This window comes from Stenotrophomonas sp. CFBP8980, from assembly GCF_034046095.1.
Classification (GTDB): domain Bacteria; phylum Pseudomonadota; class Gammaproteobacteria; order Xanthomonadales; family Xanthomonadaceae; genus Stenotrophomonas; species Stenotrophomonas lacuserhaii.
Genome location: NZ_JAXCXF010000002.1, coordinates 308,395 through 331,126, shown reverse-complemented (window position 1 = coordinate 331,126; position 22,732 = coordinate 308,395). Strand labels below are relative to the sequence as shown.

The following is a 22,732-nucleotide window of genomic DNA, read 5'->3' as shown; positions in this document are numbered from 1 at the left end:
CCGCCGCGCACCAGCCGCCTTGCATCAGGCCTTGACGTGCGCCTTGATGTAGTCGATCGCCAGCTGCACGGTGGTGATCTTCTCGGCTTCTTCGTCCGGGATTTCGCACTCGAACTCTTCTTCCAGCGCCATCACCAGCTCGACGGTGTCCAGCGAGTCTGCGCCCAGGTCATCGACGAACGATGCGCTGGTGGTGACTTCTTCTTCCTTGACGCCAAGCTGTTCGACGACGATTTTCTTGACGCGTTCTTCGATGGTGCTCATGGGGTATTGCTCCAGATGGAGTAGTGGTTCAAAAAGACGCCATCGCAGACGATGGCCGTGGGATAGTGTAGTGGAAACCGGCGGCGCCTTGCATGCAAGTAAAACGCCATCCAGATCAACCACTTGCGGCGCGATCCGTGCGCCCCGTGCTTACGGCATGTACATCCCGCCGTTCACATGGAGTGTCTCTCCGGTGATGTAGTTGGCTGCCGGGCTGGCCAGGAAGGCCACCGCATGGGCGATGTCCTCCGGCGAACCCAGGCGTTCCAGGGCGATGTTGTTGACCAGCGCGGCACGCGCTTCGTCAGGCAACGCCTTGGTCATGTCGGTGTCGATGAAGCCGGGCGCCACCACGTTCACGGTGACCCCGCGCGAGCCGATTTCCTTGGCCAGCGACTTGGAAAAACCGATGATGCCGGCCTTGGCAGCGGCGTAGTTGGCCTGGCCGGCGTTGCCGGTCACCCCCACCACCGAGGCGATGTTGATGATGCGGCCCTTGCGCGCCTTCATCATGCCGCGCATGACCGCTTTGCTGGTGCGGAACACGCTGGTCAGGTTGGTGTCGATGATCGACGCCCAGTCCTCGTCCTTCATGCGCATGAGCAGGTTGTCGCGGGTGATGCCGGCGTTGTTGACCAGGATGCTGATCGGGCCGAATTCCTTGGCGATGTCGGCCAGCACGGTATCCAGCGCGGCACCATCGGTGACGTTCAGCGCGCGACCGTGGCCGCCCTGCGCGGCCAGGCGCTCGCCGATGGCGGCGGCACCGGAATCGGTGGTGGCCGTGCCGATGACCGTGGCGCCTTGGGCGGCCAGCAGGTCGGCGATGGCGGCACCGATACCGCGGCTTGCGCCGGTGACCAGTGCGATTTCACCCTGCAGGGGCTTGCTCATGATGCTGTCCTCGAATGGTGCGGTCGCCCGCGCGCGGCGCCATGCCGGGGGGGCACGACGCAGGCGGGCAACGGGAAGGGGGTCAGGCCGACCATGCCTCGCGGGCGGCTTCGACGTCGCCCGGGGTGGCCAGCGAACGGCCGTCGATGGTTTTGTCGATGCGCTTGACCAGGCCGGTCAGCACCTTGCCCGGGCCGCATTCGGCGATACGGGTGATGCCACGCGCGGCCAGCGCCTGCACGCAGCCGGTCCACTGCACCGGCTGGTACAACTGCTGCACCAGCGCGGCGGCGATGGCGTCCACGCCTTCGTGCACGGTGGCATCGACGTTCTGCACCACCGGCAACTGCGGTGCCTGCCAGGACAGGCCGGCCATGGTTTCGGCCAGCCGGTTGGCGGCTTCGCGCATCAACGGGGTATGCGAGGGCACGCTGACGGCCAGCTTCACTGCCTTGCGCACGCCCTTTTCAACGAGCAGCGCCAGCGCGCGATCCACCGCGGCGGCGTCGCCACCGATGACGATCTGGCCAGGCGAGTTGTAGTTGGCGGGCACCAGTACCTGGCTGCCGGCCGCTTCCTTGCACACGTCCAGCACCAGTGCATCTTCAGCGCCGAGCACGGCGGCCATCGCGCCCACGCCCGCCGGTGCGGCGTCCTGCATGAACTGGCCACGCAGGCGCACCAGGTGCGCACCGTCGTGCAGGCTCAGGGCGCCAGCGGCAACCAGTGCGGAGTACTCGCCCAGGCTGTGGCCGGACAGCAGTGACGGCTGCGCGCCGCCCAGTGCCTTCCAGGTACGCCACACGCCGATGCTGGCGGCCAGCAGGGCCGGCTGGGTGTATTCGGTGCGGTTGAGCATTTCCTCCGGGCCGCCCTGGGACAGTGCCCACAGGTCGACACCGGCGCCATCGGATGCTTCCGTGAAGGCTTCACGCACCTGCGGGTGCAGCTCGGCCAGCTCGGCCAGCATGCCCACGGACTGCGAGCCCTGGCCGGGGAAAACGAAAGCAAGAGTGGAATCAGTCACGCGGTCATCCGCCTGGTTTGAATCGAAGCAGGCCATGATAAAGGCGATTGCCGCCTGCCGTCTGTACGTGCGCGTATGCAGGGCGGGCGGGGGCGTGACGACCAACGGTCGTCACCCACCAGGATCAACGGTCGTCATCCACCACGCACATGGGGCTTTCGGTAGCGCCGAGCCATGCTCGGCGGGGGCACGACCTACCCTGTTTCAGGTCAGCAGTTCCAGCAGATCCAAGTGCCCATCGGCCAACCAGTCCGCGCACACCACCAGCACCATCAGCACGCCCAGCGTGGTGGCGCCATGCACGACCAGGATGGCGTGGGCCAGCGCGCGCGCCGAACGCCCCAGGCCCAGGCTGGCCTTGGCCAAGCGCTGCAGCCGCCCGGTCACCGCATGCGCGTGCTCACGCACCGGCGCCTGCGCACCGTCCATCGCGGCAGCCATCATCGCCTGCAACCGCTGCGGGCGATCGGCGTAGTACTTCGCCACGCCATAGCCGAACATCAACCAGTCGCGCGCCTGCGCCTGGGCCAGGTCCATCACTTCCAGCGGATCTTCTTCGAAATCAATGAAGCCCACGCTCTGCCCGTCCCAGGTCAGGTTACGCGGCAGCGGCTGGCCGAAATACGCGCCGCGCGCATGCGCCGCCGCCATCGCCTGCATGGCGGCGGCCACCAGCGCATCGCGGCCGGCATCGTCGGCCTCGCGCAGGCAGGTATTGAAGGAACTGCCGTTGTCGCCAAGCACCAGTGCGGCATGGCCGCTGCCCAGCACCGAAGGCACGTTCACGCCCTGCGCCCGCAGTTCGCCCAGCCGCCGCGCCTCGGTCTGGCGGGCGGCATCGCCACCGCGGTGCGGCGGCGGGCGTAGTGCATCCAGATGGAAACGACGGGCAACGAAATTAAGCAAGCCCAGCGCAACGGCGCGACTGCCTTCACCGTACTGCTTCAACCACGCCCGCTGCCCTTCAAGGGTAATCGGCTCAACCATGGGCATTCTCCATAACGCAGTACGGCCCCGAGGGGCCGTCACGACGTTTTTACGAAATGGACACTCGCGTTATCAGTAACGCAGCAGTGCCGAACCCCACGTGAAGCCACCGCCGAACGCTTCCAGCAACAACAGCTGGCCGCGCTCTACCCGGCCCGAACGCACCGCGTGGTCCAGCGCCAGGGGGACCGATGCCGACGACGTATTGCCGTGCTTGTCCACCGTCACCACCACCTGGTCCATGGACATCTCCAGGCGCTTGGCGGTGGCTTCGATGATGCGCAGGTTGGCCTGGTGCGGGATCAACCAGTCCAGGTCGGCCTTGCTCAACGCGTTGGCTTCCAGGGTTTCGTCGACCACTGAATCCAGCGCCTTCACCGCGTACTTGAACACGTCGTTGCCCTTCATCAGGATCGCGCCGCGTGCCTGCTCGCCTTCGCCGAAACCGGCCGAAACGCCGACCGGATTCCACAGCAGTTCTTTCTTGCTGCCGTCCGAATGCAGGTGGGTGCTGAGGATGCCGGTGTCTTCGTCGGCCTTCAGCACCACCGCACCGGCACCGTCGCCGAACAGCACGCAGGTGGTGCGGTCATTCCAGTCGACGATACGGGTGAGGGTTTCCGCCCCGATGACCAGCACATGGCGTGCATCACCGGAACGAATGAATTTATCGGCCACGCCCAGCGCGAACACGAAGCCGGAACAGGCCGCGTTGACGTCGAAGGCAGGGCAACCGGTCGCACCGAGCTTGGCCTGGATCAGGCACGCGGTGGACGGGAAAATCAGATCGGGCGTGGTGGTACCAACCACGATCATGTCCAGCTGGCTGGCATCGATGCCGGCCGCTTCCAGCGCCTTCACCGCAGCGTGGTAGCCGAGGTCGCTGGTGGTTTCTTCTGCGGCGGCGATATGCCGCTCTTTGATGCCGGTGCGCGAAACAATCCACTCGTCCGACGTCTCGACCATTTTTTCCAGGTCGGCGTTGGTCAGCACTTTCTCCGGCAAATAGCTACCGGTGCCCGCGATCCTCGAGTAGATCCGCTTGCTCATCGACATTCCTGTTGCGCGGGCGGCCGTTGCCGGTGCCCGGAGGGATACGGCAAAGGCCGCTGCCGGCACGGCAGCGGCCTTCACTCACATCAATCTTCTTCGACGGAAGAAGTCTTGGTCTGGATGACCTTCTTGCCGCGGTAGAAACCATCGGCAGTGATGTGGTGACGCAGATGCACTTCGCCCGTGGTCGGGTCGGTCGACAGCTGCTTTGCGCTCAGGGCGTCATGCGCACGGCGCATACCGCGGCGGGACGGGGTGACACGGGATTTCTGCACAGCCATGGGATTGCTCCAAACTCGGTTCGATGTTCTTCGTCGTTTCGTCGCACAGGACGCCAGCGCCCAGCACACTTTTCGCTTTCGCCGCAGCCGCCGACGATACCCGGCTGCATATTCGCTCGGTCGAGCCAGCCCGACCTTACTTTTTCTTCAACGCTGCCAATGCCGCGAACGGGTTGACCTTGTCGGTTTCTTCCTTCGTCGGGGCCCATTCCTGGTCCACCGCCTCGCCATCGGGCGAGAGGGGTACCACCGGGACCGCCAACACAAGTTCGTCTTCAACCAGCTCCAGCGGCACAAGCTGGCCATCTTCGGGCACCAGCAGGGCCTCGAAGTCCTCCGGAAGGGACGATTCCTCGTCTTCCTCGCGGATCAGGCCGATCTTCTGCACCAGCTTCACCGGCAGCAGGAAACGCTGCAGGCTGCGCTGACAGATCAGCGGCAGCTCGGTATCGATGGTCAATTCCACATAGGATACCCGCAGGATGTCGTCGTGCGAGAATTCCAGTGCATACGAGCACTGACCTTCAGCATCGGCAACAAGCCCTTGCAGGCGGGTGAATTGAGCCAGATCGACCTGGCCGTCGAAGCGCCTTCGCGCTGCGACCATCCGCCAAGCATCCAGCGTTTCGGGCACGTTCGCGGACATAAGCCGCTGAATGTTAAGGACCGTCGCGGCCGCTGTCAATTACCTGCAGCTTCAGGCTTGTGGCGGGCGTCAGCCAGGGGCCAGACTGGCTGGCCCAGAGCCCTGATTCCACGCATGAATACCCTGTTGCTGGCCTCTACCTCACGATACCGCCGCGAGCTGCTGCAACGGCTGCGCCTGCCCTTCGACTGCGCACGCCCGCAGGTGGACGAAAGCCCCCTGCCCGGCGAGGCCCCGGCCGCGCTGGCGGTACGCCTGGCGGCCGCCAAGGCGGCCGAGGTCTCCCGGCGGCACCCGGGCGCATGGGTGATCGGGTCGGACCAGGTGGCCGATCTGGCGGGCCTGCCGTTGGGTAAACCGGGCACGGCGGAAGCCGCCCGGGCGCAGCTGGCCGGGATGTCCGGGGCCGCCGTGCAGTTCCATACGGCGATCTGTCTCATGCGTGACGGAGAACGCAGGGAGGCGCTGGATACCACCACGGTGCGCTTTCGTGTGTTGAATGAGGCTGAGATTGCCCGCTACGTGGATGCCGAACAGCCGCTGGACTGCGCTGGCAGCTTCAAGTGCGAGGGCCTGGGCATCGCCCTGTTCGAGGCCATCGACAACCGCGACCCGACCGCGCTGGTGGGCCTGCCGCTGATCGCGCTGTGCGCACTGCTGCGCCAGGCGGGAATCGCGGTGCCGTGAGCTTGCGCCCCTTGGTGGGTGACGACCGTTGGTCGTCACGCTCTTCGCCGAGGTCGGGAAAGGCCTGTGACAACCAACGGTCGTCACCCACCAGACCCAACGGTCGTCAGCGCGTGGGCACCACGAACGGTTGTTCCTGCCACAGCTCCACGCTGCCGTCGTGGCCATGCAGGCGCAGGCCCAGCCAGTGCCGTCCCGGCGCCAGCGAGCGCGTATCCAGGTGAGCATCGAAGCCCACGTTGGGATGCTGCGGATCATTGGACTGCGGCCACGCCGGACGGATGTCGAAGGCCCGCCCGTACAGCGCATCGGTCACCGCGCGCCCGTCCAGCAGCACTTCCACGCGTGACAGCCCCACGCCGTCCTTGAACGCCCAGCCGCGCACGTGCAGGTCCGCCGCCACGACATCACCGGAGGACGGTGCATCGAACCAGGCCATCGCCGGCGTAATGCACGGACCCTCCTCACGCTGGGCCGGCAGGCGGATCAACAGGAAACGCTGGAAGCCATGGTCGCTGCTCACCACGCGCGGCGGCGGCAGCGGACCGACCTGGCCACAGATCGCGTGATAGCGGTCCAGCAATTCGCGGTAACGCTGGTCGCTGGGCGACAGCACCAGCAGCAGGGGGCCATCGCGCTTGCCATCGTGCAGCTGCCCCCACAAGCCCAGCTGCACGCTGCGCCCATGCTTGTCGTTGAGCGGATGCGGCAGCACCGCGATATCGGCATCGCCCAGCTGGAAGCCCAGCTCCGCGCCGACCTTGAAGTTGCCGGCCAGCACCTTGGTGCCCGGCGGCATCTGCTGCAATTCCTCGCGCACGGCATCGGCCAGCGGCTGCCAGCCGGCGAAATTGCGCGGGTAATATTTGTAACCGGCCAACTGCTCGCGCAGCTGCGGCGAAGACGCCATCAGGTAGTAGCTGAAGGCCAACGCCAGTCCCACCCCGGCGGTCCACCATGCCGTACGGCGCAGCCAGCGCGGCCAGCCATTGAGCACCACCGGCACGGCCACCAGCAGCGCCAGGTAGCCCGGTAACGGCCAATGGAAACTGATGCGTTCCACGTCGGTGAAGAAGCCGAGCACGAAGATCGCCAGCGTGGACACGCCACCAACCAGCCCGAAGTAACGCCATTGCGCGCGCGCACCGCCCCCGGCACGGGTACCGGCCACGGCTACTTTCCACATCGCCAGGCACAGCAGCGGGGTGACCAGCATCGGCTGGATCACCAGGAACCACAGCCCGGTCCATTGGAAATCCCAGGGATGGCGATCAACCATCTGGAACTTCAGCCCTGCCTCATGGTTGTCCGCATTCCATGCCAGCAACGGCAGCCATGCCAGCACGCCAACGGCCAGCGCCACCCAGATGCGCGGATCGCGCAGCATCCGGCGGCCTTGCGGCAACATCAGCAAGGCGATGAAACCGACGGCGATCACGCCAATGAAGCGGTAATGGCTGAGCGCGCCGATCAGCAGGCCCAGCGCCAAGCGCATCGCGGCTGCGGCATCCACCGTGTGCAGCAAGCGCGCGCCAGCCCCCAGGCATAGCACCGCGGCCATCGCCATCGGCACGTCCGGCACGGCCAACATGCCCAGCGTGGCCGACAGCGGCATCAGCAGAGTCAGGCTGCCGGCCTGCCAGCCGGCCACGTTGCCGAACCAGCGCGTGGCGATGCGCGATACCGCCCAAGGCAACCAGGCCCCGATGGCCAGGAAGGGCAGGCGCAACGCCAGCACATGGTGCCCGCCGATCTCCACGCCCAGCCGGGCCAGCCACGCAGTGAGTCCTGGCAGGTCGGAGTAGGCGGCGGCCAGGTGCTGGCCTTCCTGCCAATAGAAGGCCTCGTCGACGAACAACGGCAGGCGTGCGGCCACGACCAGCTTCACTGCCGTGATCAGTGTCCATAGCCACAGAAATATCGTGCGTGCGCGTTGTTCGCCCTGCATTGCTCTATAGAATCGAAGGAAGACCGAGCCAGAGACGACGATGGATTCTTCGCCCCCCGTGCCCCGCATGCTAACCGATGAACTGCGTCAGGCTCTGCTTGATGCGCAACAACAGGTCAACGCCTTGGTACTGGGCAAGGCCCACGAAGTACGACTGGCCTTCGTCGCCCTGCTGTCCGGCGGGCATCTGCTGATCGAAGATCTGCCCGGTCTGGGCAAGACCACCCTCGCCCACGCGCTCGCCTCCAGCCTGGGACTGGGCTTCCAACGCGTGCAGTTCACGTCCGACCTGCTGCCGGCCGACGTGCTTGGCGTGTCGATCCTGGATCCGGGCAGTCGCGAGTTCGCCTTCCATCCTGGGCCGGTGTTCACCCACGTGCTGCTGGCCGATGAGATCAACCGCGCGCCGCCCCGCACGCAGAGCGCGCTGCTGGAAGCGATGGCCGAACAGCAGGTCACCCTGGATGGCCAGACCCATGCCCTGCCGGACCCGTTCTTCGTGATCGCCACGCAGAACCCGGTGGACCTGTCCGGCACCTTCCCGCTGCCGGATTCGCAGCTGGACCGGTTCCTGCTGCGGCTGGCGATGGGCTATCCCAACGTGGACGCCGAACGCGAGCTGCTGCGTGGCGTGGACCGTCGCGACCTGATCGCGCGCGCCACCCCGAAGCTGGACGACCAGCAGGTGCGCGCACTGCGCGAGGCCGTGCTGCAGGTGCATGCCAGCGATGCGCTGATCGATTACGTGCAGGCACTGCTGACCCGCAGCCGGCAGCACGCCGGCGTGCGCGTTGGACTGTCGCCGCGTGCCGGGCTGGCGCTGCTGCGTGCAGCGAAGGCGCACGCGCTGCTGCTGGGCCGCGCACATGTCATTCCCGAAGACGTGCAGACCTTGTTCATCGGCGTGGCCGGGCATCGCCTGGTCGGCGAAGCCGAGTCGTCGGCTGGCGCGGCGCTGGCAAAGGCGATCCTGCAGACGGTGCCGGTGGATTGAACGCGCCCGTGCCTACGCGCCGGCAGTGGCTGATGAACCTGGCGCGCCCGCGCCAGCCGGAAACCTTGCCGCAACGGCTGGACCGCCGCCGCATCTACGTCCTGCCCACGCGCTTCGGACTGTTCGTGGCGGCGGTGCTGGCGGCGATGCTGCTCGGCGCGCTGAACTACAACAACAACCCTGCCCTTTTGCTGGCATTGCTGTTGGCCGGCGCCGGCGTGGCCAGTGCGATCAGCGCGCACCTGACCTTGTCCGGGCTGAGCCTGGATGCGGTCAGCGCCGAGCCGGTTGCAGCCGGCCAGCCGCTGCGCGTACGCGTTGCACTTTCCCAGCGCGAACAGCGCGGCCGCCCGGGCCTGCAACTGGACCACGGCGATGCGCACAGCTGGACCGCAGTCCCGGCCGGCGGCCGGGTGGATGCCGAACTGGAACTGCCCACCACCCAACGCGGCTGGCTGGACCTGGACCGCATCCGCCTGTCCACCACGCAGCCGCTGGGACTGGTGCGCGCGTGGTCGTGGTTCTGGCCGGACCAGCCGCTGCTGGTGTATCCGCACGCCGAAACCCAAGGCCCCGGGCTGCCCGAACAAGGCAGCGACCCGCTGCACAGCCGGATGGATGCGGCCGGCGAAGAACTGCATCAACTGCGCCCCTATCGCGCAGGCGATCCCCGCCGCAGCATCGCCTGGAAGCACTCCGCACGGCGCGACACGCTGCTGGTGCGCGAGTATGAAAAGCCGGCCGGCATCGAGGTGATGCTGGACTGGCGCCAGCTGCACGGACTGGGCACCGAACAACGCATCGCCCGGCTTGCACGCTGGGTGGACCTGGCCGAACGCGAGGGCCGCCGCTATACATTGAAGCTGCCGGGCCAGCCGGCCCTCGGGCCTGCACAGGGCGCTTCGCACCACCATCTCTGCCTGCGCGCCCTTGCGCTGCTGCCGCATGACTGAACCTGCCCCCACCCTGCTGGACCGCCATGCACGTGGCTGGGCCTTGGCAAGCACCGCGCTGGCCCTGCTGCCATTGCTGCTGCAGCTGCCCAGCGTGCTCGCTGCCACCATCGCCGGTGTCGCCCTGCTGACCGCCGTGGTGTCACGTCGTGGCCTGCTGCCGGTAACCGTGCGGCTGTTGCTGGTGCTGGCGATGCTCGCCCTGATCTACGTGCAGATGGGCATCCGCCCCGGCCGCGATACCGGCTGTGCGCTGCTGGCGGCGATGCTGGCGATCAAGTCCAGCGAACTGCATACCCTGCGCGATGCGCGCAGCCTGCTCGGCTTCGCCCTGTTCGCCCCGTTCGCCGCCTTCCTGCTGGATCAGGGCCCGATGACCACCCTGCTGGCCACCCTGGCCGGCGTCTGCGCGCTGCTCGCGCTGCAGCGGCTGGGGCAGGTCGAAGGCCGGTCACCAACGCCGGCACTACGCGTGCAGGTGCGTGGCGTGCTGCGTCTGCTGCTGATCGGCCTGCCCTTGGCGATGGCAACCTTCTGGTTGTTCCCGCGCCTGTCACAGCCGCTGTGGGGCCTGCCGGACCGTGCGGTCAGTCGGCCGGGCCTGTCCGACAGCATGGAACCGGGCCAGTGGCTGGACCTGATGGCCGACGACACCCCGGCGCTGCGCGCGCAGTTCCATGGACCGGTGCCAGCGGCGGAACAGCGCTACTGGCGCGGCCCGGTGATGACCCATTTCGATGGCCGCACGTGGATCCGCGACCGCCGCAATGAAGAGCGCGCGCCGGTTCCGGTGCAGGCCGGTACGCAGCGCTGGAACTACACCATCGACTACGAACCCACCGACCGCCGCCAGCTGGTCGCGCTGGACCTGCCCGGCAGCGCACCGGCCGGCGCGCGACTGACCGCCGATTACAGCCTGGTCAGCGATCGCCCCCTGGCTTCGCTGAGCCGCTGGACGCTGCAGTCGGCGCCGCCGCAGGTGTTCGCCGCGTCCTTGTCGCCGTGGCAGCGCCAGCTGTCGCTGCAGTTGCCGGAAGGATTCAATCCGCGCACCGCTGCGCTCGCTCGCCAGTGGCGCGCCGAAGCCGGCAACGACGACGCCGCGCTGGTGCGTCGCAGCCTGGACTGGATCCGCGCCGAGTTCGCCTACTCGCTGGATGCCGAGTTGCCCGGCCGCAACGCGGTGGACGAATTCCTGTTCGATCAGAAGGTGGGTTTTTGTGAACACTTCAGCTCGGCATTCGTCGTGCTGATGCGCAATGCCGGGGTGCCGGCGCGCGTTGTCACCGGCTTTGCCGGTGGCGTGCGCAACCCGATCGGCGACTACTGGGTGGTGCGGCGCATGGACGCCCACGCCTGGGCCGAAGTGTGGCTTCCCGGGCGCGGCTGGGTGCGCGTGGACCCCACCGCCGCGGTGGCCCCCGAACGCATCTACGACACACTGGAAGATCGCCTGGGCACCGAAGCGGGCGGCATGCAGGGGGCTTGGCTGCAGACCGGACAGGCGATGGACTGGCTGCGCAGGGGCTGGAACGAGATGGTGCTGTCCTTCGACGCCACCCGCCAGCAGCAGTTGCTGCGGCCGCTGGGCATGCCGGACCTGTCGCCGGCACAGCTGATTTCCAGCCTGGTGGTGATTGCGCTGATGGCGCTGGGGGCGATGGCCTGGGTGCTGGCCCGCGGCGAACGCGAGCGCGACCCGTTGCTGCGCGCCTGGCACCGACTGGGCCGCCGTTACGCGAGACAGGGCCTGGCGCGTGAACCGTCCGAGCCGGCGATGGAATGGGCACGCCGCGTTGACGCCCATCGGAGCGATCCTGCCTTGCTGGCGCTCAGCCAGCGTTTCGTCCATGCGCGCTACTCTGGCACTCATGTCGACCACGCTTCATTATTGGCCGACCTGCGCAGGCATCGTCCGTCTTCCGGAGCCACATCATGAACATCAAGATTCTGCTTCCCCTGGCTGCCTCACTGGCGCTGGCGGCCTGCGCGACGGCACCGAAGCCGCTGCAAGGCCAGTTCGCCGCCGTGACCCCGCGCGATACCGTGGCGACCCAGCAGGTGGGCGCGCCGGTGCGTTGGGGCGGCCGCATCATCGAAACGCTGCCGGGCCAGGGCCAGACCTGCTTCCAGCTGCTGTCGCGCCCGCTCAACGCCAGTGGTCGCCCGACCACCAGTTCCACCGACGCCAGTGACGGCCGCTTCGTTGCCTGCCGCGCCGGTTTCTATGATCCGGCGGTATTCGAAGAAGGCCGCGATGTGACCTTCATCGGCCGCGTGGACGGCTACGAGAACGTCAAGATCGGCGAGTACGACTATCGCCTGCCCAAGCTCGCCGCCGATGTGATCTATCTGTGGCCGGAACAGCGCCAGGTCGATGTGGTGCCCTACCCGTACGGTCCTTGGGGCCCGGGTCCGGGTCCGTGGGGCCCGTGGGGTTACGGTCGCTACGGCTGGTGGTGACTGCTGCCTGAGCTGTAATTAGAGCCGCCTTCGGGCGGCTTTTTTGTGGCGCGCGGCACGACGAAGCAGAACCGGTATCGCGGCTTAGCGGCCCGGCGCGCCGAAGTGGCCCAGCGGGGCGCCAGCCAGCAGGTGCAGGTGGATATGGAACACGGTCTGCCCGGCATGCTCGCGGCAGTTCATGACGATGCGGTAGCCGTCTTCGGCCAAGCCTTGTTCGCGCGCGTACTGTGCGGCGGCCAGGGCCAGTTTGCCGATCAGGTGCGCCTGCCCCGGCGTTACGTCATCCAGGGTGGGAATGACCTCGTTCTTCGGGATGAACAGCACGTGCACCGGCGCCTGCGGCGCGATGTCCTTGAAGCCCAGCACGTCCTCGTCTTCGTAGACGATGACGGCCGGGATCTCGCGGCGGATGATCTTGCTGAAGAGCGTTTCGCTGGTCATGGGTTTCGCCTCTTGGGGAGGTGCCGACCAAGGTCGGCACTACGCGCGTGGGTATGCTTCTGTCTTTATTACCGCACTTCGCTGCGCGTGCCGAAGGCATGCGACAACGTGCCACGATCGACGAACTCCAGCTCGCCGCCCAGCGGCAGGCCCTGCGCGAGACGGCTCGGCCGCACCTGCCGCGCACGCGCCAGTTGGGCGAGGTAATGCGCGGTCGCTTCGCCTTCCACCGTGGCACTGGTGGCGATGATCATTTCGGTGATCTCGCCGGCATCGAGCCGCTGGCCCAGCAGCTCCAGCCCGAGTTCGCGCGGGCCGATGCCATCCAGCGGCGACAGCCGGCCCTGCAGCACGAAGTACACGCCGCGGAAACCGGTCGCGTTTTCGATGGCCAGCCGGTCGGCGGGGGATTCCACCACGCACAACTGGCTGCGCTCGCGGCTGTTGTTGGCGCAGGTCGCGCACAGTTCGCTTTCACTGAAATCGCGGCACTGCGCGCAATGGCCGATGCGCTCCATCGCCTGCGCCAGCAGCGAGGACAGCTTCTCGCCGCCCTCGCGCTCGCGTTCCAGCAGGTGGTACGCCATGCGCTGGGCGGTCTTTTGGCCCACGCCGGGCAACACGCGCAGCGCTTCGATCAACTGGTCAAGCAGGGGTGCGGACATCATTCGGCTCGGATAGAGCCGGGCCATGCCCGGCTGCGCTGCATCAGAACGGCAGCTTCATGCCCGGGGGCAGCTGCATGCCGGCCGTGGCCGAACCCATGCGGGTCTTCGACTCGGCATCGATCTTGTTGGATGCATCGTTGAAGGCTGCTGCAACGAGGTCTTCCAGCATTTCCTGATCGCCCAGCAGCGACGGATCCAGGCGCACCTTACGGCATTCCTTGGCACCGGTGAGGGTGACGCTGACCATGCCGCCACCGGCGCTGCCGGTGACTTCAAGCTTTGCGATTTCTTCCTGGGCCTTCTGCAGGTTCTCCTGCATCTTCTGGGCCTGCTGCATCATCTGGGCGATATTGCCGCGCATGGTTCTTTACTCTTCAAAGGGACGGATGGAATCGGACACGAGCCGCGCGCCGTGCTTCTGGATCAGCACCTGCACTTCCGGATCGGCCATGAAAAACGCCTCGGCCGCCTGCTGGCGTTCACTCCGCTGACGGTCTGATCGCTGGTGCAGGGTCTCGGCCGGCGCCTGCGTGGCATCGACCACGATCTTCGGCGGCGAACCCAGCGCCTTGCCCAGCATCTCCGCCAGCGCGCCCAGCGCGCGTTCGGAACTCAGGTACTCAAATCCGGGCGACAAACCCAGTTTCAAGACCCCGTGCTGGAAACTGATGAACGCCGCGTTGGCGGCAAGCTGCCGCGAAGGCCCACTCAGGCCACTGGCAGCCACCAGTTCCAGCCAATCTTCGGCACAGGCCAATGCCACCGAAGCACCGCCCGGGGCTGCTGCTTCGGCCACCCTGGCGGCAGGCGCGATGTCGATGCCTTCGGCGCGGAACGGCTTGGGCGGTGCCGCCACCGCAACAGCGGGCGCAGCGCGCGGTGCCGGTTCGGCAGATGGCTGCCACGGCGCCAGCATGGCCGCGTCCGGGCCAGCCAGTTCAGCCGCCAGTGCATCGTCGCGCTGGTCGCTGTCATCGGCCGCTTCGATCTCCCACGGGGGCAGATCCGGTTCATTCGAGGCCGGCGGCGGATCTTTCACCGGTGCCGGCGGCGCTGGCTCGGGATCTTCCACCGGCGTGGTATCCGGCAGCGGACCGGGCTTGGGCGCTGCGGCCTGCACGCTGGCTTCCACGGCCGGCGCCGGTGCGGCGGCAACGGGTGCGGCGGCGATGCCGGTCGAACCCGCCGAGCCGCTCGCCGCCCCCGTCGAACCACCCGACTGCAGACCTTCGCCACCTTCCGGTGCACGCGGCACCGGCGGCACCGCAGCGGCCGGACGGAAGGCCAGCATGCGCAGCACGGCCATTTCAAAACCGGCGCGCGGGCTCGGCGCCAGCGGCAGGTCGCGGCGGCCGTTGAGGGCCATCTGGTACCAGAGCTGCACCACTTCCGGACGCACCCGCGCAGCAAAGCCGCCCAGGTCCAGGCCATCGGCGGCGATGGCACCGGGCACCAGCTGCTGCACCTGGATGCGGTGCAGGGCATCGGCCAGCGCTTCCAGCACGCCGCTCCAGTCCGGCGAGAACTCCGCCAGCGCCGCCACGACCTGCAGCAGGCGCTGGCCATCACCTTCGGCCAGGGCGTCGAGCATGGCCGCCACCTGGGTGCGATCCACCGTGCCCAGCATGGTGCGCACCACGTCCTCGCGCAGCGCACCGCCGGCATAGGCGATGGCCTGGTCGAGCAACGACAGGCCGTCACGCAGGCTGCCGTCGGCGGCCTTGGACAGCTGCACGATGGCGCTGTCGTCGGCTTCGATCTCTTCGGCCGCCAGGATCCTGGTCATCTGCCCCTGGATCTGGTCTTCGTCCAGGCGCTTCAGGTTGAACTGCAGGCAGCGGCTGAGCACGGTGACCGGCAGCTTCTGCGGATCAGTGGTGGCGAGCAGGAATTTGACGTGCTCCGGCGGCTCTTCCAGCGTCTTCAGCAGCGCATTGAACGCCGCCTTGGACAGCATGTGCACTTCGTCGATCAGGTAGACCTTGTACTTGCCACGCGAGGGCATGTACTGCGCGTTCTCGATCACCTCGCGGACATCGTCCACGCCGGTGTTGGACGCCGCATCGATTTCCAGCAGATCGATGTAGCGGCCGGAATCGATGTCCAGGCAGGCCGGACACTGGCCGCAGGGATCGGCACTGGTGCCCTGTTCGCAGTTCAGCGATTTGGCGAAAATACGCGCGATGGTGGTCTTGCCCACCCCACGGGTACCGGTAAACAGGAAAGCGTGATGCACGCGACCGCTGTCCAGCGCATTGGTAAGCGCGCGGACCACGTGTTCCTGGCCCACCAGCTCGGCAAAACGCTTTGGACGCCACTTGCGGGCAAGGACGAGATAGGACATCAGGCCACCGTCTTCATCAGGACGACCATTGTGCCACGCCTGTCCAGCCCCCTACGTCGGCAACTGCAGGGCCTTGTGTCCAGCCGCGCAGCCAGCTAGAATCTGCGGCCCCTGCAACGGCATTGTCGTTCCGCAGGGGAATCCGGAGAGGTGTCCGAGCGGTTGAAGGAGCACGCCTGGAAAGTGTGTAAGCGTCTAAACCGCGCTTCGGGGGTTCGAATCCCCCTCTCTCCGCCAGACAAATGAAAAGGGCTGCCCATCGGGCGGCCCTTTTTATTTGCCTGGAGGGGAGAGCGGCAGATGAGAAGCCCCGCGGGTTCGACGGATCTGCAGGAGCAGATCCGGACAGCCGAAGGCTGGCCCTGCAGCGCGCAGCGCGGAAGGGCTGGGTGCAGGGATGCACCCAGCAATCCCCCGCTCTCCGCCAGACAAATGAAAAGGGCTGCCCATCGGGCGGCCCTTTTCATTTGCCTGGTGGGGAGAGCGGCAGATGAGAAGCCCCGGGGGTTCGACGGATCTGCAGGAGCAGATCCGGACAGCCGAAGGCTGGCCCCTAGCGCAGCCCTCAATCCCCCGACGCGTACAACAGCGCGATGTCCCGATGGTGCGACTGGCATTGCCGCCCCTCCTGCTTGACCACCGCTCGCTTGGCTTCGACCACCACCACGCAGCCGTTGGCGAAGCGGTACGAACGCTCGCCCGACGCGGTCGCCTCCTCGCGCGGCACCTCGTCCATTGGGCGCTCCGGCGCCGGGGCCGCTGTGTCGGCTGGATGCCCGCCATCGGCCGCCACGGATGCAGGGTCCGCTGCAACGGGGGCTGCAGGCGCCGGCGCCTGTGCCGTGCACGCGGTCATCAGGCACAGCGCCGCTGCTGACCCGGCGATGTGCAGCAGGTGGTGGGTTGGCGCGCGGCGCTGCAGGGCGGTATCGGGTGAAAACAGCATCGGCAGTCCTCGCGTAATGGGTGATCACCCGACACTACCTGCGCGTGCATTGGCATCCTGCGAACAACGCGTTGTGTCCTGCCACACCGGCCTTGCTACGCTGGCCAGCCCTTCCCCTCCGTGTACCGCATGCCCCCTGACCCGCCGTCCAGCCCAAGGCTCTACCAGTTCTACGTCGGCGGCACCGCAGGCCGCGCCAACATCGAACTGCACGACGTGCAATTCGCTGCCGTGCGGCGCGTGCAGGACGCCTACCCTGCCCTGCGCGAGGCCTGGTTCGGCGATCCCGGCAGCCTGCACCTGGATGGCTACAGCGTCATCGACTGGGCCGATGGCTTCGACGTGCATCTCGCGCCCGAGCCCGACCCGTCCGGACTCACGCTGTTCTTCGTCAACATGGGCGGCTATCGCGCAGACAGCCTGGCGGAGCTGCATGCGTTCGGCCTGTTCGTCGCAGCCGATGCCGCCGGCGCCAAGGCGAAGGCGCGGCGCAGCCTGCTGCAAGGGGCCCAGCAGCTGCACAAGGATGACCTGCGCGAGGTCGACAACTGCCTGGCCCTCGGGGAGTTCGGCGGCCTGCACGTGCACCTGCAGCCCAACCCATCAGGCACCCAGCCTCATCCGGAATGGCAGGGCTACCGCCCCATCGCGCGCAGGATCAACATCCGGTGAGCTGACAGCGTTCCATCAGTGTGCATGGCGCGGGCGGGATATCTACTTATAGTAAGTTACCTACAGTAAATAACAGAAGACTCCCATGCACGCACTGATTGTGGTCTCGCACGCCAATCCAGACTCCCTCACCCATGCCATCGCCCACCGCGTGGCCGACGGCATCACCAGCGCCGACCCAGCCGCTACCACGGAGTTCGCGGACCTGACCGCCGAACGCTTCGATCCGGTGTTCAACAGCGACGACCTCGCCTATTTCGAGAAGCGCGCTGCGGCTCCTGACGATGTAGCGCGCGAGCACGCCCGCCTGGAACGGGCGGACACGCTGGTGCTGGTCTACCCGATTTACTGGTGGTCGTTTCCAGGGCTGCTGAAGGGTTGGATCGACCGCGTTTTCAGCAACGGCTGGGCCTACGACGAAGGCCCCGACGGCAAGCTGCAGAAGAAACTGCAGCGGCTGCAGGTGCATCTGGTCGCCAACGGCGGCGCCGACGCGGGGATGATCGAGCGCCACGGTTACGCCAAGGCCATGGCCACGCAGATCGACCATGGCATTTTCGATTACTGTGGTGCCAATGTCGCCAGTTCGGCGCGCCTGTTGGCATCGGATCCCGGCTTCCCGGCCGCGCATCTGGATACGGCCCACGTGATCGGACGCCGCATCGCCAACCCCGGGAATTGAATCGTTGCCGAAGTCCTCCGCCACTGCCACGCCCGCCCCCCGCCGTCGCCTGCCGCGCCAAGCACGCACGCGCCAGTTGCTGGACGTGGCGTGGGCACTGATCAGCGAGGAGGGCACCGACCAGCTGACGCTGGGCAGGCTGGCCGAAGCGGCGGGGGTCACCAAGCCGGTGGCCTACGATCACTTCGGCACCCGCAATGGCCTGCTTGCCGCGCTTTACGAAGACTATGACGTGCGGCAGACGGCGATCTTCGATACCGCCGTTGACGCTGCCAAGGCCACGCTGCACGAAAAAGCGCGGGTGGTCGCGGCCAGTTATGTGCAGTGCGTCCTGACCCAGGGCCAGGAGATTTCAGCCGTCGTGGCTGCGCTCGGCGGCTCGCCTGAACTTCAGGCGGTCAAGCGCAGTTACCAGCATGCGTTCATCGAAAAGTGCCAGCGCATATTCGCCCCCTTCGCGGGCACGGCGGGAGTATCCAACGCGGGCATGTGGGCGGTGCTGGGCGCGGCCGATACGTTGTCGCAGGCCGCAGCCGACGGCGATATCAGCAGGTCACAGGCCAGCGACGAACTGATGCAGACCCTGCTTGCCGTGGTGAAGCGGAGCGCGTGACGCCCCGCCTCTGCTTGGCGCACATCAACTGCTGGACAGCTTCATCAGCACCAGTCCACACACGATCAGCACGGCCGCACCGATGCGCATCGCACTGACCTGCTCGCCCAGGAACACGATGCCCACCACGAACGCACCGACCGCGCCGATGCCGGTCCAGATCGTGTACGCGGTGCCCAGCGGCAGGCTGCGCATCGCCACGGCCAGCAGCCAGAAACTGGCGATCATGCCGACCAGGGTGATGAGCGTGGGGGTGAGCTTGCTGAAGCCTTCGGACTGTTTCATCGAAACGGCCCAGACAATTTCCAGCAGACCAGCGAACAGAAGATAGATCCAGGCCATGGCGGCCTCCTCTGCAGGGGCCAGGCCGTCCTGGACATTTCAACCCGGTATGGGGGAGGCCGTTCCTCCGGGCTGGAGTCTAGCAACAGTTGGATCGCCGCCCCATACGGGGCCTTTCGTGGTTACAACGGGTTCACTCAGATCAGGCATACAGGATATCGGCAAGCACGGTCAGTTGGCCTATGTGACGTGGTCGCTCGGGCGCGACGATATCGTCGCCCACCTTCAACGCGACGCATTTGATCAGCTCGGTCCTGGTCAACGAGGAGCGCTGCAGAACGGTCTCGATGCGCTCATTGGCAAAGGCACTCAACTTCATCGACAACCGCTTGGCCGGCCCGCCTGCTTCCAGCTCTGCTGATCGTCTGGCCAGCTTCGCAAGCCCGGCTGATGTCTCCTGGCCGTGCGCGTAGCGGTTGACATAGAAAAAGAACAGGCGTTTGCGGAAGTCAGGCGTCGCCAGCGGCGTGATGCGGGCGGCAGCGGCATCCAGCAGCTCGACGAACACCGAAGGCACGTTGACCTCGAACGAGCACTGCTGCGCTGAACGCGCATTGGCCACCGCCGGGGTTGACTGCGCCGGGATGAGGATCACATCACCGCAGGCGTTGCACCGTCCCACCAGAATGTCACGCGCAATCGCGCGCCCATCTGAAAAGGGCACGTCCCGGTATTCAAAGGTGGCGGTGACCCGACCGTCCCGGTCACATAGGGCGTCCCTGTGTTCGCCTTCGCGGTAGAGCTTCATGGCCTGATGGACTCTTGTCGGTGAACGCTGATGAACGTCGTATCGGAAAGGAAGTAGAACTTCACATACCAACCGGCGGCGAGGATCTCGTGCACCTGGATGTCGGCGTCCCGGTGGTGGGGCGAGCTGCGGTGATCCTGCCCCCGCGCGCGCTTGAGAATTGCCGCTAGATCCGACGCACTGATCCCCCCGGTCAGCAGCAGGTTCTTGCTGCTGATGTTGCGGCGGACTTCGTGGACGAAGTTGCCCGCTTGCAGGTCTCGGATGACCTGTTGCTTGGCTTCGTTGAATCCCACCATACACCATCCCATACGATACATCTCGTATTTAACGCAGGCGCGAGCACCTTGTTCAGCATAGGCATGGAATGCAGCGCCGGAAGTCAGGCGACGCATCATCATGGTGAGGGGGAACGACGCTGAGTGCGTGCTGGCTAACGCATGCGCGCATGCGCTAGAATGCGCGCCTGCCATCGCCCAGCGATGTGCAGTCCGGACCGGGTTCCAGGCGCTTCGCGCTGCGTCCCCACATCCGTGACAGGTCGCCGGCAAGGTGACCACGTCTCTATGGTGGCCCCGTCGGCCCCTCGCGACGCTAGATCGAAAATCCCGCCAGGGCCGGAAGGCAGCAACGGTATCGATCGACGCGGGCGCCGAGGTCAGCCGGCGGGGTCGCCACCTTTTCAGCCCCACCATTTGCAGCGCCGCGCCATGCCCGGCGGATGCGGTGTGCGCGCGAAACGCCGCCGAGCTTGCCCGACGCCGGCTGCAGGAGCCGGCTTTCCGTTACGGCTCCAGGCTGAAGCCGTCCTGCCGATGATGGCGCAATGCCAGCAGGTGCACGGCGCGATCGTGGATGGCGTAGAGCACCAGGTAGTCATCCAGCACGTACTCACGCAGCTCAATGGTATTGCCGAGCAACTCACGCACCCGTGCCGCCAAAGCCACTACACGCGCCCCCTCCAGATTGCGCGGTTCGAACTGACGTCCGGCTTCAGGAAACCGCATCAGCAGTTCCGGTAGGAAACCCGCTGCCCGATCCAGTACCACTTGTGCTGCGTCGACAGCCCCGAGTTCCAACAGGGCATCCACCGCCGCTTCAAGCGAGCGTTCGTACGCAGGATGGGCGTGCACCGCCCGCACGCGCGGCTCAGCCGCGCGTGGCACGCTTCACTCTGTCCTGCAACCGCACACGTACCGCGGCCGGGTCAGCACCCGCTTCTCCCGCTCTCACGCGCTCCAGCCCCTCCACCACATCGCGCAATGCAGACAACTGCTGCACCTCGCGCTCAAGCCGGTGGTAGTAGTCCAGCTTCCGGGCGTCGACGATGGCGACATAGCTTTCGCCATTGCGGGTTATGACTTTTGCATGCCCGTTGCGGGCATCTTCGGCCAGCGCCGTGAAGCGGGCACGCACCTGATTCAGCGGAACGATGTCATCGCACAGGTCCATGGGCTCTCCAGCCGAAGGGTTGCAAGCACTTTAACGCATGCATTAAACCCGATCAAATGGCCGCCGCGTCACGGCACGCCGAGCCCGGCGGCCCCACGCCTCGTCGTCAGGGCGCCTGCATCGCCGTCGGCGGCGCCAGCGGCACGCATTCGCCCGGTATCGCCACGCGGTGACCGCGCGCGCGCAGCGCATCGCCATCGCTCACGCTGGCGTAGTGGTAGAGCATCATCCGCGCCTGCAGTTCGGCGCTGTATTCGCGCTCCAGATCGTCCACGCCGGTGTGCGACGGGTTGCCGTGCAGGCCGCAGTCGTGGGCGATCAGTTCGTTGTCATCGGCGAACCGCGCGAGCATTTCCGGGATCGGGCGCGTATCGCCACTCCAGGTCAGCGCGCCCTTCAAGCGCAGCCCGTAGGCCGTTTCCGGCCAGTGGTGGCGGGCCGGGAACACCTCCAGCCGCACCCCCTCGTGCCAGAACGCATCGCCGACCACGATCAGCTGGAAGGCATCCCAGAAATTGGCGCCGCCCTCGGCCAGCACGTTCGGGTAGTCGCCGATGCGCTTGTGCAGCAGCGGCACCACCGGCGCTGGCACGTACAGCCGCACCTTGCCGCGGCGTTGCGCGCTGAAGAAGGTATCCACGAACAGGCGCTCGAAGCCGGCAACATGGTCCAGGTGCACATGGGTGACGAACAGCGCCTGCGGCATGTGGCCGTAGTGCGCCTGGAAGGCCGTCAACCCTTCGCCGCCGCAGTCGATGGTCAGCCAAGGCTGGCCATCACGCTCGATCACCGACATCGGCGAACCGAGCTCCACCGCCGACGCATTGCCGACGCCGAGGAAACGCAGCGACCAGTCCATCAGGTTCCCCGGTTCCACGCCAGGTCGTAGGCACGGCGCAGGCGGGCGAAATCTTTTTCAACGTCGTCGGTGCTGCGTTCGCCGCGCAGTTTCAGCAGTGAACGCAGCAGGCGCTTGAGGTTGCGTTCGCGCCAGGCGGTGGCCGGAATGCGCTGCACGCCGCGATCGAAATCGATCAGCCAGCCATGCCCGTTGCCATCGAACAGGATGTTGTGCGCATTGAGATCGGCGTGGTCCAGCCCGGCGCGATGGAAACGTGCAATCAGCCGACCGGTTTCTTCCCATGGCGCGCCACGGCCCGCGACCAGGGCACGATCGGCCAGCGAGCGGACATCTTCGATGCGCTCCATCAGGATCGCGCAGCGGTAACGCAGGCCTTCGCGCATGTAATACGCGGCGATCGGCCGCGGCACCGGCAGCTTGAGTTCGCGCAGGGCGCGCATCAGCCGGAATTCGGCGAAGCTGCGGGTGTGCTGCGAGCCGCGCCACAGGTACCGGTCGTGGCTCAGTTTGGCTACCAAACCGCCGCGCAGGTAGTGCCGCAGCACGCTGGGGCCGAACGGTGCGTCGACGAACCAGGCACTGCCGCGACCGCCCTCGCCTACCGGGCGCGCCCGCTCTCCCCAGTGCTGGGGCGAGAACAGACTGGCGTCGGCTTGCCGCAGCCGTTCGCGGTCGAACAGAATGGCACCCATGCCGCGACCATCACGGCAAGGCGTCAGCGCTTCATTGGCGTCGAATGCGACCATTCCTTCGAGTCTAACA

General features: G+C 66.6%; 28 protein-coding genes, 1 tRNA gene and 1 other RNA gene. 10 read left to right on the top strand and 20 right to left on the bottom strand.

Annotated elements, in window-relative coordinates:
- Nucleotides 1–24: 24 nt before the first annotated feature.
- The 7 genes from acpP to SOM47_RS07590 form a co-directional block, all read right to left on the bottom strand.
- Nucleotides 25–264, bottom strand: a complete 240-nt coding sequence (gene acpP / locus SOM47_RS07620; protein ID WP_042613384.1) for an acyl carrier protein — start codon at nt 262–264, stop codon at nt 25–27.
- 150 nt (nt 265–414) lie between these two features.
- On the bottom strand, nt 415–1,158 hold the full coding sequence (gene fabG, locus SOM47_RS07615; protein WP_042613383.1) for a 3-oxoacyl-ACP reductase FabG: 744 nt from the start codon (nt 1,156–1,158) through the stop codon (nt 415–417).
- An 82-nt stretch (nt 1,159–1,240) separates the two neighbouring features.
- On the bottom strand, nt 1,241–2,185 hold the full coding sequence (fabD, locus tag SOM47_RS07610) for an ACP S-malonyltransferase (RefSeq protein ID WP_320505233.1): 945 nt from the start codon (nt 2,183–2,185) through the stop codon (nt 1,241–1,243).
- 204 nt (nt 2,186–2,389) lie between these two features.
- Nucleotides 2,390–3,172 carry a BUD32 family EKC/KEOPS complex subunit gene (locus SOM47_RS07605; RefSeq protein ID WP_192084093.1) on the bottom strand — a complete coding sequence of 261 codons (783 nt, stop codon included), beginning with the start codon at nt 3,170–3,172 and terminating at the stop codon, nt 2,390–2,392.
- A gap of 72 nt (nt 3,173–3,244) precedes the next feature.
- Nucleotides 3,245–4,222 (bottom strand): beta-ketoacyl-ACP synthase III, encoded by a 978-nt coding sequence (locus SOM47_RS07600; protein ID WP_042613381.1) that lies wholly within the window; start codon nt 4,220–4,222, stop codon nt 3,245–3,247.
- An 89-nt stretch (nt 4,223–4,311) separates the two neighbouring features.
- Nucleotides 4,312–4,506 (bottom strand): 50S ribosomal protein L32, encoded by a 195-nt coding sequence (rpmF, locus tag SOM47_RS07595; protein ID WP_042613380.1) that lies wholly within the window; start codon nt 4,504–4,506, stop codon nt 4,312–4,314.
- A gap of 136 nt (nt 4,507–4,642) precedes the next feature.
- Complete coding sequence (locus SOM47_RS07590) at nt 4,643–5,152, bottom strand: YceD family protein (protein WP_320505232.1); 510 nt, start codon at nt 5,150–5,152, stop codon at nt 4,643–4,645.
- 114 nt (nt 5,153–5,266) lie between these two features.
- Between SOM47_RS07590 and SOM47_RS07585 the strand changes: the two genes are divergently transcribed.
- Entirely contained in the window at nt 5,267–5,839 is a 573-nt protein-coding gene (locus tag SOM47_RS07585; protein WP_320505231.1) for a Maf family protein, read from the top strand.
- A 106-nt stretch (nt 5,840–5,945) separates the two neighbouring features.
- On the opposite strand, the gene SOM47_RS07580 is transcribed toward SOM47_RS07585, so the two are convergent.
- On the bottom strand, nt 5,946–7,787 hold the full coding sequence (locus SOM47_RS07580; RefSeq protein ID WP_320505230.1) for an ArnT family glycosyltransferase: 1,842 nt from the start codon (nt 7,785–7,787) through the stop codon (nt 5,946–5,948).
- 40 nt (nt 7,788–7,827) lie between these two features.
- Here SOM47_RS07580 and SOM47_RS07575 point away from each other — a divergent pair, with 40 nt between their 5' ends.
- Genes SOM47_RS07575 through SOM47_RS07560 form a run of 4 tightly spaced genes read left to right on the top strand, consistent with a single transcriptional unit; the run spans nt 7,828 to nt 12,197 of the window.
- Nucleotides 7,828–8,781, top strand: a complete 954-nt coding sequence (locus SOM47_RS07575; RefSeq protein ID WP_320505229.1) for an AAA family ATPase — start codon at nt 7,828–7,830, stop codon at nt 8,779–8,781.
- A gap of 32 nt (nt 8,782–8,813) precedes the next feature.
- The gene (locus tag SOM47_RS07570; RefSeq protein WP_192084207.1) at nt 8,814–9,734 is read left to right on the top strand and encodes a DUF58 domain-containing protein; all 921 of its coding nucleotides are present in this window, start codon (nt 8,814–8,816) and stop codon (nt 9,732–9,734) included.
- Nucleotides 9,727–11,673, top strand: coding sequence for a transglutaminase TgpA family protein (locus SOM47_RS07565; protein WP_320505228.1), 1,947 nt, complete (start codon nt 9,727–9,729; stop codon nt 11,671–11,673). The genes SOM47_RS07570 and SOM47_RS07565 overlap by 8 nt, the downstream gene beginning before the upstream one ends.
- Complete coding sequence (locus SOM47_RS07560; protein ID WP_057506959.1) at nt 11,670–12,197, top strand: Slp family lipoprotein; 528 nt, start codon at nt 11,670–11,672, stop codon at nt 12,195–12,197. Before SOM47_RS07565 ends, SOM47_RS07560 begins: the two co-directional genes overlap by 4 nt.
- 84 nt (nt 12,198–12,281) lie before the next feature.
- Here SOM47_RS07560 and SOM47_RS07555 read toward each other — a convergent pair whose 3' ends face one another.
- The 4 genes from SOM47_RS07555 to dnaX form a co-directional block, all read right to left on the bottom strand.
- Entirely contained in the window at nt 12,282–12,641 is a 360-nt protein-coding gene (locus SOM47_RS07555) for a histidine triad nucleotide-binding protein (RefSeq protein ID WP_192084098.1), read from the bottom strand.
- 68 nt (nt 12,642–12,709) lie between these two features.
- On the bottom strand, nt 12,710–13,306 hold the full coding sequence (gene recR / locus SOM47_RS07550; RefSeq protein ID WP_192084099.1) for a recombination mediator RecR: 597 nt from the start codon (nt 13,304–13,306) through the stop codon (nt 12,710–12,712).
- A 43-nt stretch (nt 13,307–13,349) separates the two neighbouring features.
- The gene (locus SOM47_RS07545; protein WP_042613371.1) at nt 13,350–13,670 is read right to left on the bottom strand and encodes a YbaB/EbfC family nucleoid-associated protein; all 321 of its coding nucleotides are present in this window, start codon (nt 13,668–13,670) and stop codon (nt 13,350–13,352) included.
- 6 nt (nt 13,671–13,676) lie between these two features.
- Nucleotides 13,677–15,653: a DNA polymerase III subunit gamma/tau gene (gene dnaX, locus SOM47_RS07540; protein ID WP_192084100.1), complete on the bottom strand. Its 1,977-nt coding sequence runs from the start codon at nt 15,651–15,653 to the stop codon at nt 13,677–13,679.
- Nucleotides 15,654–15,797: 144 nt separating this feature from the next.
- Here dnaX and SOM47_RS07535 point away from each other — a divergent pair.
- Nucleotides 15,798–15,890 (top strand) — tRNA-Ser (locus SOM47_RS07535).
- A 328-nt stretch (nt 15,891–16,218) separates the two neighbouring features.
- On the opposite strand, the gene SOM47_RS07530 is transcribed toward SOM47_RS07535, so the two are convergent.
- Nucleotides 16,219–16,599, bottom strand: coding sequence for a hypothetical protein (locus SOM47_RS07530; protein ID WP_320505227.1), 381 nt, complete (start codon nt 16,597–16,599; stop codon nt 16,219–16,221).
- A 129-nt stretch (nt 16,600–16,728) separates the two neighbouring features.
- Between SOM47_RS07530 and SOM47_RS07525 the strand changes: the two genes are divergently transcribed.
- The 3 genes from SOM47_RS07525 (at nt 16,729) to SOM47_RS07515 (ending at nt 18,566) form a co-directional block, all read left to right on the top strand.
- Nucleotides 16,729–17,271 (top strand): DUF1543 domain-containing protein, encoded by a 543-nt coding sequence (locus tag SOM47_RS07525; protein WP_320505226.1) that lies wholly within the window; start codon nt 16,729–16,731, stop codon nt 17,269–17,271.
- 85 nt (nt 17,272–17,356) lie between these two features.
- The gene (locus tag SOM47_RS07520) at nt 17,357–17,953 is read left to right on the top strand and encodes an NAD(P)H-dependent oxidoreductase (protein WP_320505225.1); all 597 of its coding nucleotides are present in this window, start codon (nt 17,357–17,359) and stop codon (nt 17,951–17,953) included.
- A gap of 4 nt (nt 17,954–17,957) precedes the next feature.
- Nucleotides 17,958–18,566, top strand: coding sequence for a TetR/AcrR family transcriptional regulator (locus SOM47_RS07515; protein ID WP_320505224.1), 609 nt, complete (start codon nt 17,958–17,960; stop codon nt 18,564–18,566).
- A gap of 24 nt (nt 18,567–18,590) precedes the next feature.
- Here SOM47_RS07515 and SOM47_RS07510 read toward each other — a convergent pair whose 3' ends face one another.
- The 3 genes from SOM47_RS07510 to SOM47_RS07500 all read right to left on the bottom strand — a co-directional run bounded on the left by SOM47_RS07510 (nt 18,591) and on the right by SOM47_RS07500 (nt 20,057).
- Nucleotides 18,591–18,908, bottom strand: coding sequence for a DMT family transporter (locus SOM47_RS07510; RefSeq protein ID WP_042613365.1), 318 nt, complete (start codon nt 18,906–18,908; stop codon nt 18,591–18,593).
- A gap of 142 nt (nt 18,909–19,050) precedes the next feature.
- Entirely contained in the window at nt 19,051–19,656 is a 606-nt protein-coding gene (locus tag SOM47_RS07505) for a hypothetical protein (protein ID WP_042613364.1), read from the bottom strand.
- Complete coding sequence (locus SOM47_RS07500; RefSeq protein ID WP_320505223.1) at nt 19,653–20,057, bottom strand: hypothetical protein; 405 nt, start codon at nt 20,055–20,057, stop codon at nt 19,653–19,655. Before SOM47_RS07500 ends, SOM47_RS07505 begins: the two co-directional genes overlap by 4 nt.
- A gap of 174 nt (nt 20,058–20,231) precedes the next feature.
- On the opposite strand from SOM47_RS07500, the gene ffs reads away from it, so the two are divergent.
- An RNA gene (gene ffs / locus SOM47_RS07495) (signal recognition particle sRNA small type) lies at nt 20,232–20,328 on the top strand.
- A 113-nt stretch (nt 20,329–20,441) separates the two neighbouring features.
- Here the strand turns inward: ffs and SOM47_RS07490 are convergent.
- From SOM47_RS07490 to SOM47_RS07475, 4 genes are all read right to left on the bottom strand, one after another.
- Entirely contained in the window at nt 20,442–20,822 is a 381-nt protein-coding gene (locus SOM47_RS07490; protein ID WP_320505222.1) for a type II toxin-antitoxin system RelE/ParE family toxin, read from the bottom strand.
- On the bottom strand, nt 20,806–21,108 hold the full coding sequence (locus SOM47_RS07485) for a type II toxin-antitoxin system Phd/YefM family antitoxin (protein ID WP_042613362.1): 303 nt from the start codon (nt 21,106–21,108) through the stop codon (nt 20,806–20,808). The genes SOM47_RS07490 and SOM47_RS07485 overlap by 17 nt, the downstream gene beginning before the upstream one ends.
- Before the next feature lie 106 nt (nt 21,109–21,214).
- On the bottom strand, nt 21,215–21,967 hold the full coding sequence (locus SOM47_RS07480) for an MBL fold metallo-hydrolase (protein ID WP_320505221.1): 753 nt from the start codon (nt 21,965–21,967) through the stop codon (nt 21,215–21,217).
- Nucleotides 21,967–22,716: a 3-deoxy-D-manno-octulosonic acid kinase gene (locus tag SOM47_RS07475; protein WP_320505220.1), complete on the bottom strand. Its 750-nt coding sequence runs from the start codon at nt 22,714–22,716 to the stop codon at nt 21,967–21,969. The genes SOM47_RS07480 and SOM47_RS07475 overlap by 1 nt, the downstream gene beginning before the upstream one ends.
- Nucleotides 22,717–22,732: the final 16 nt, after the last annotated feature.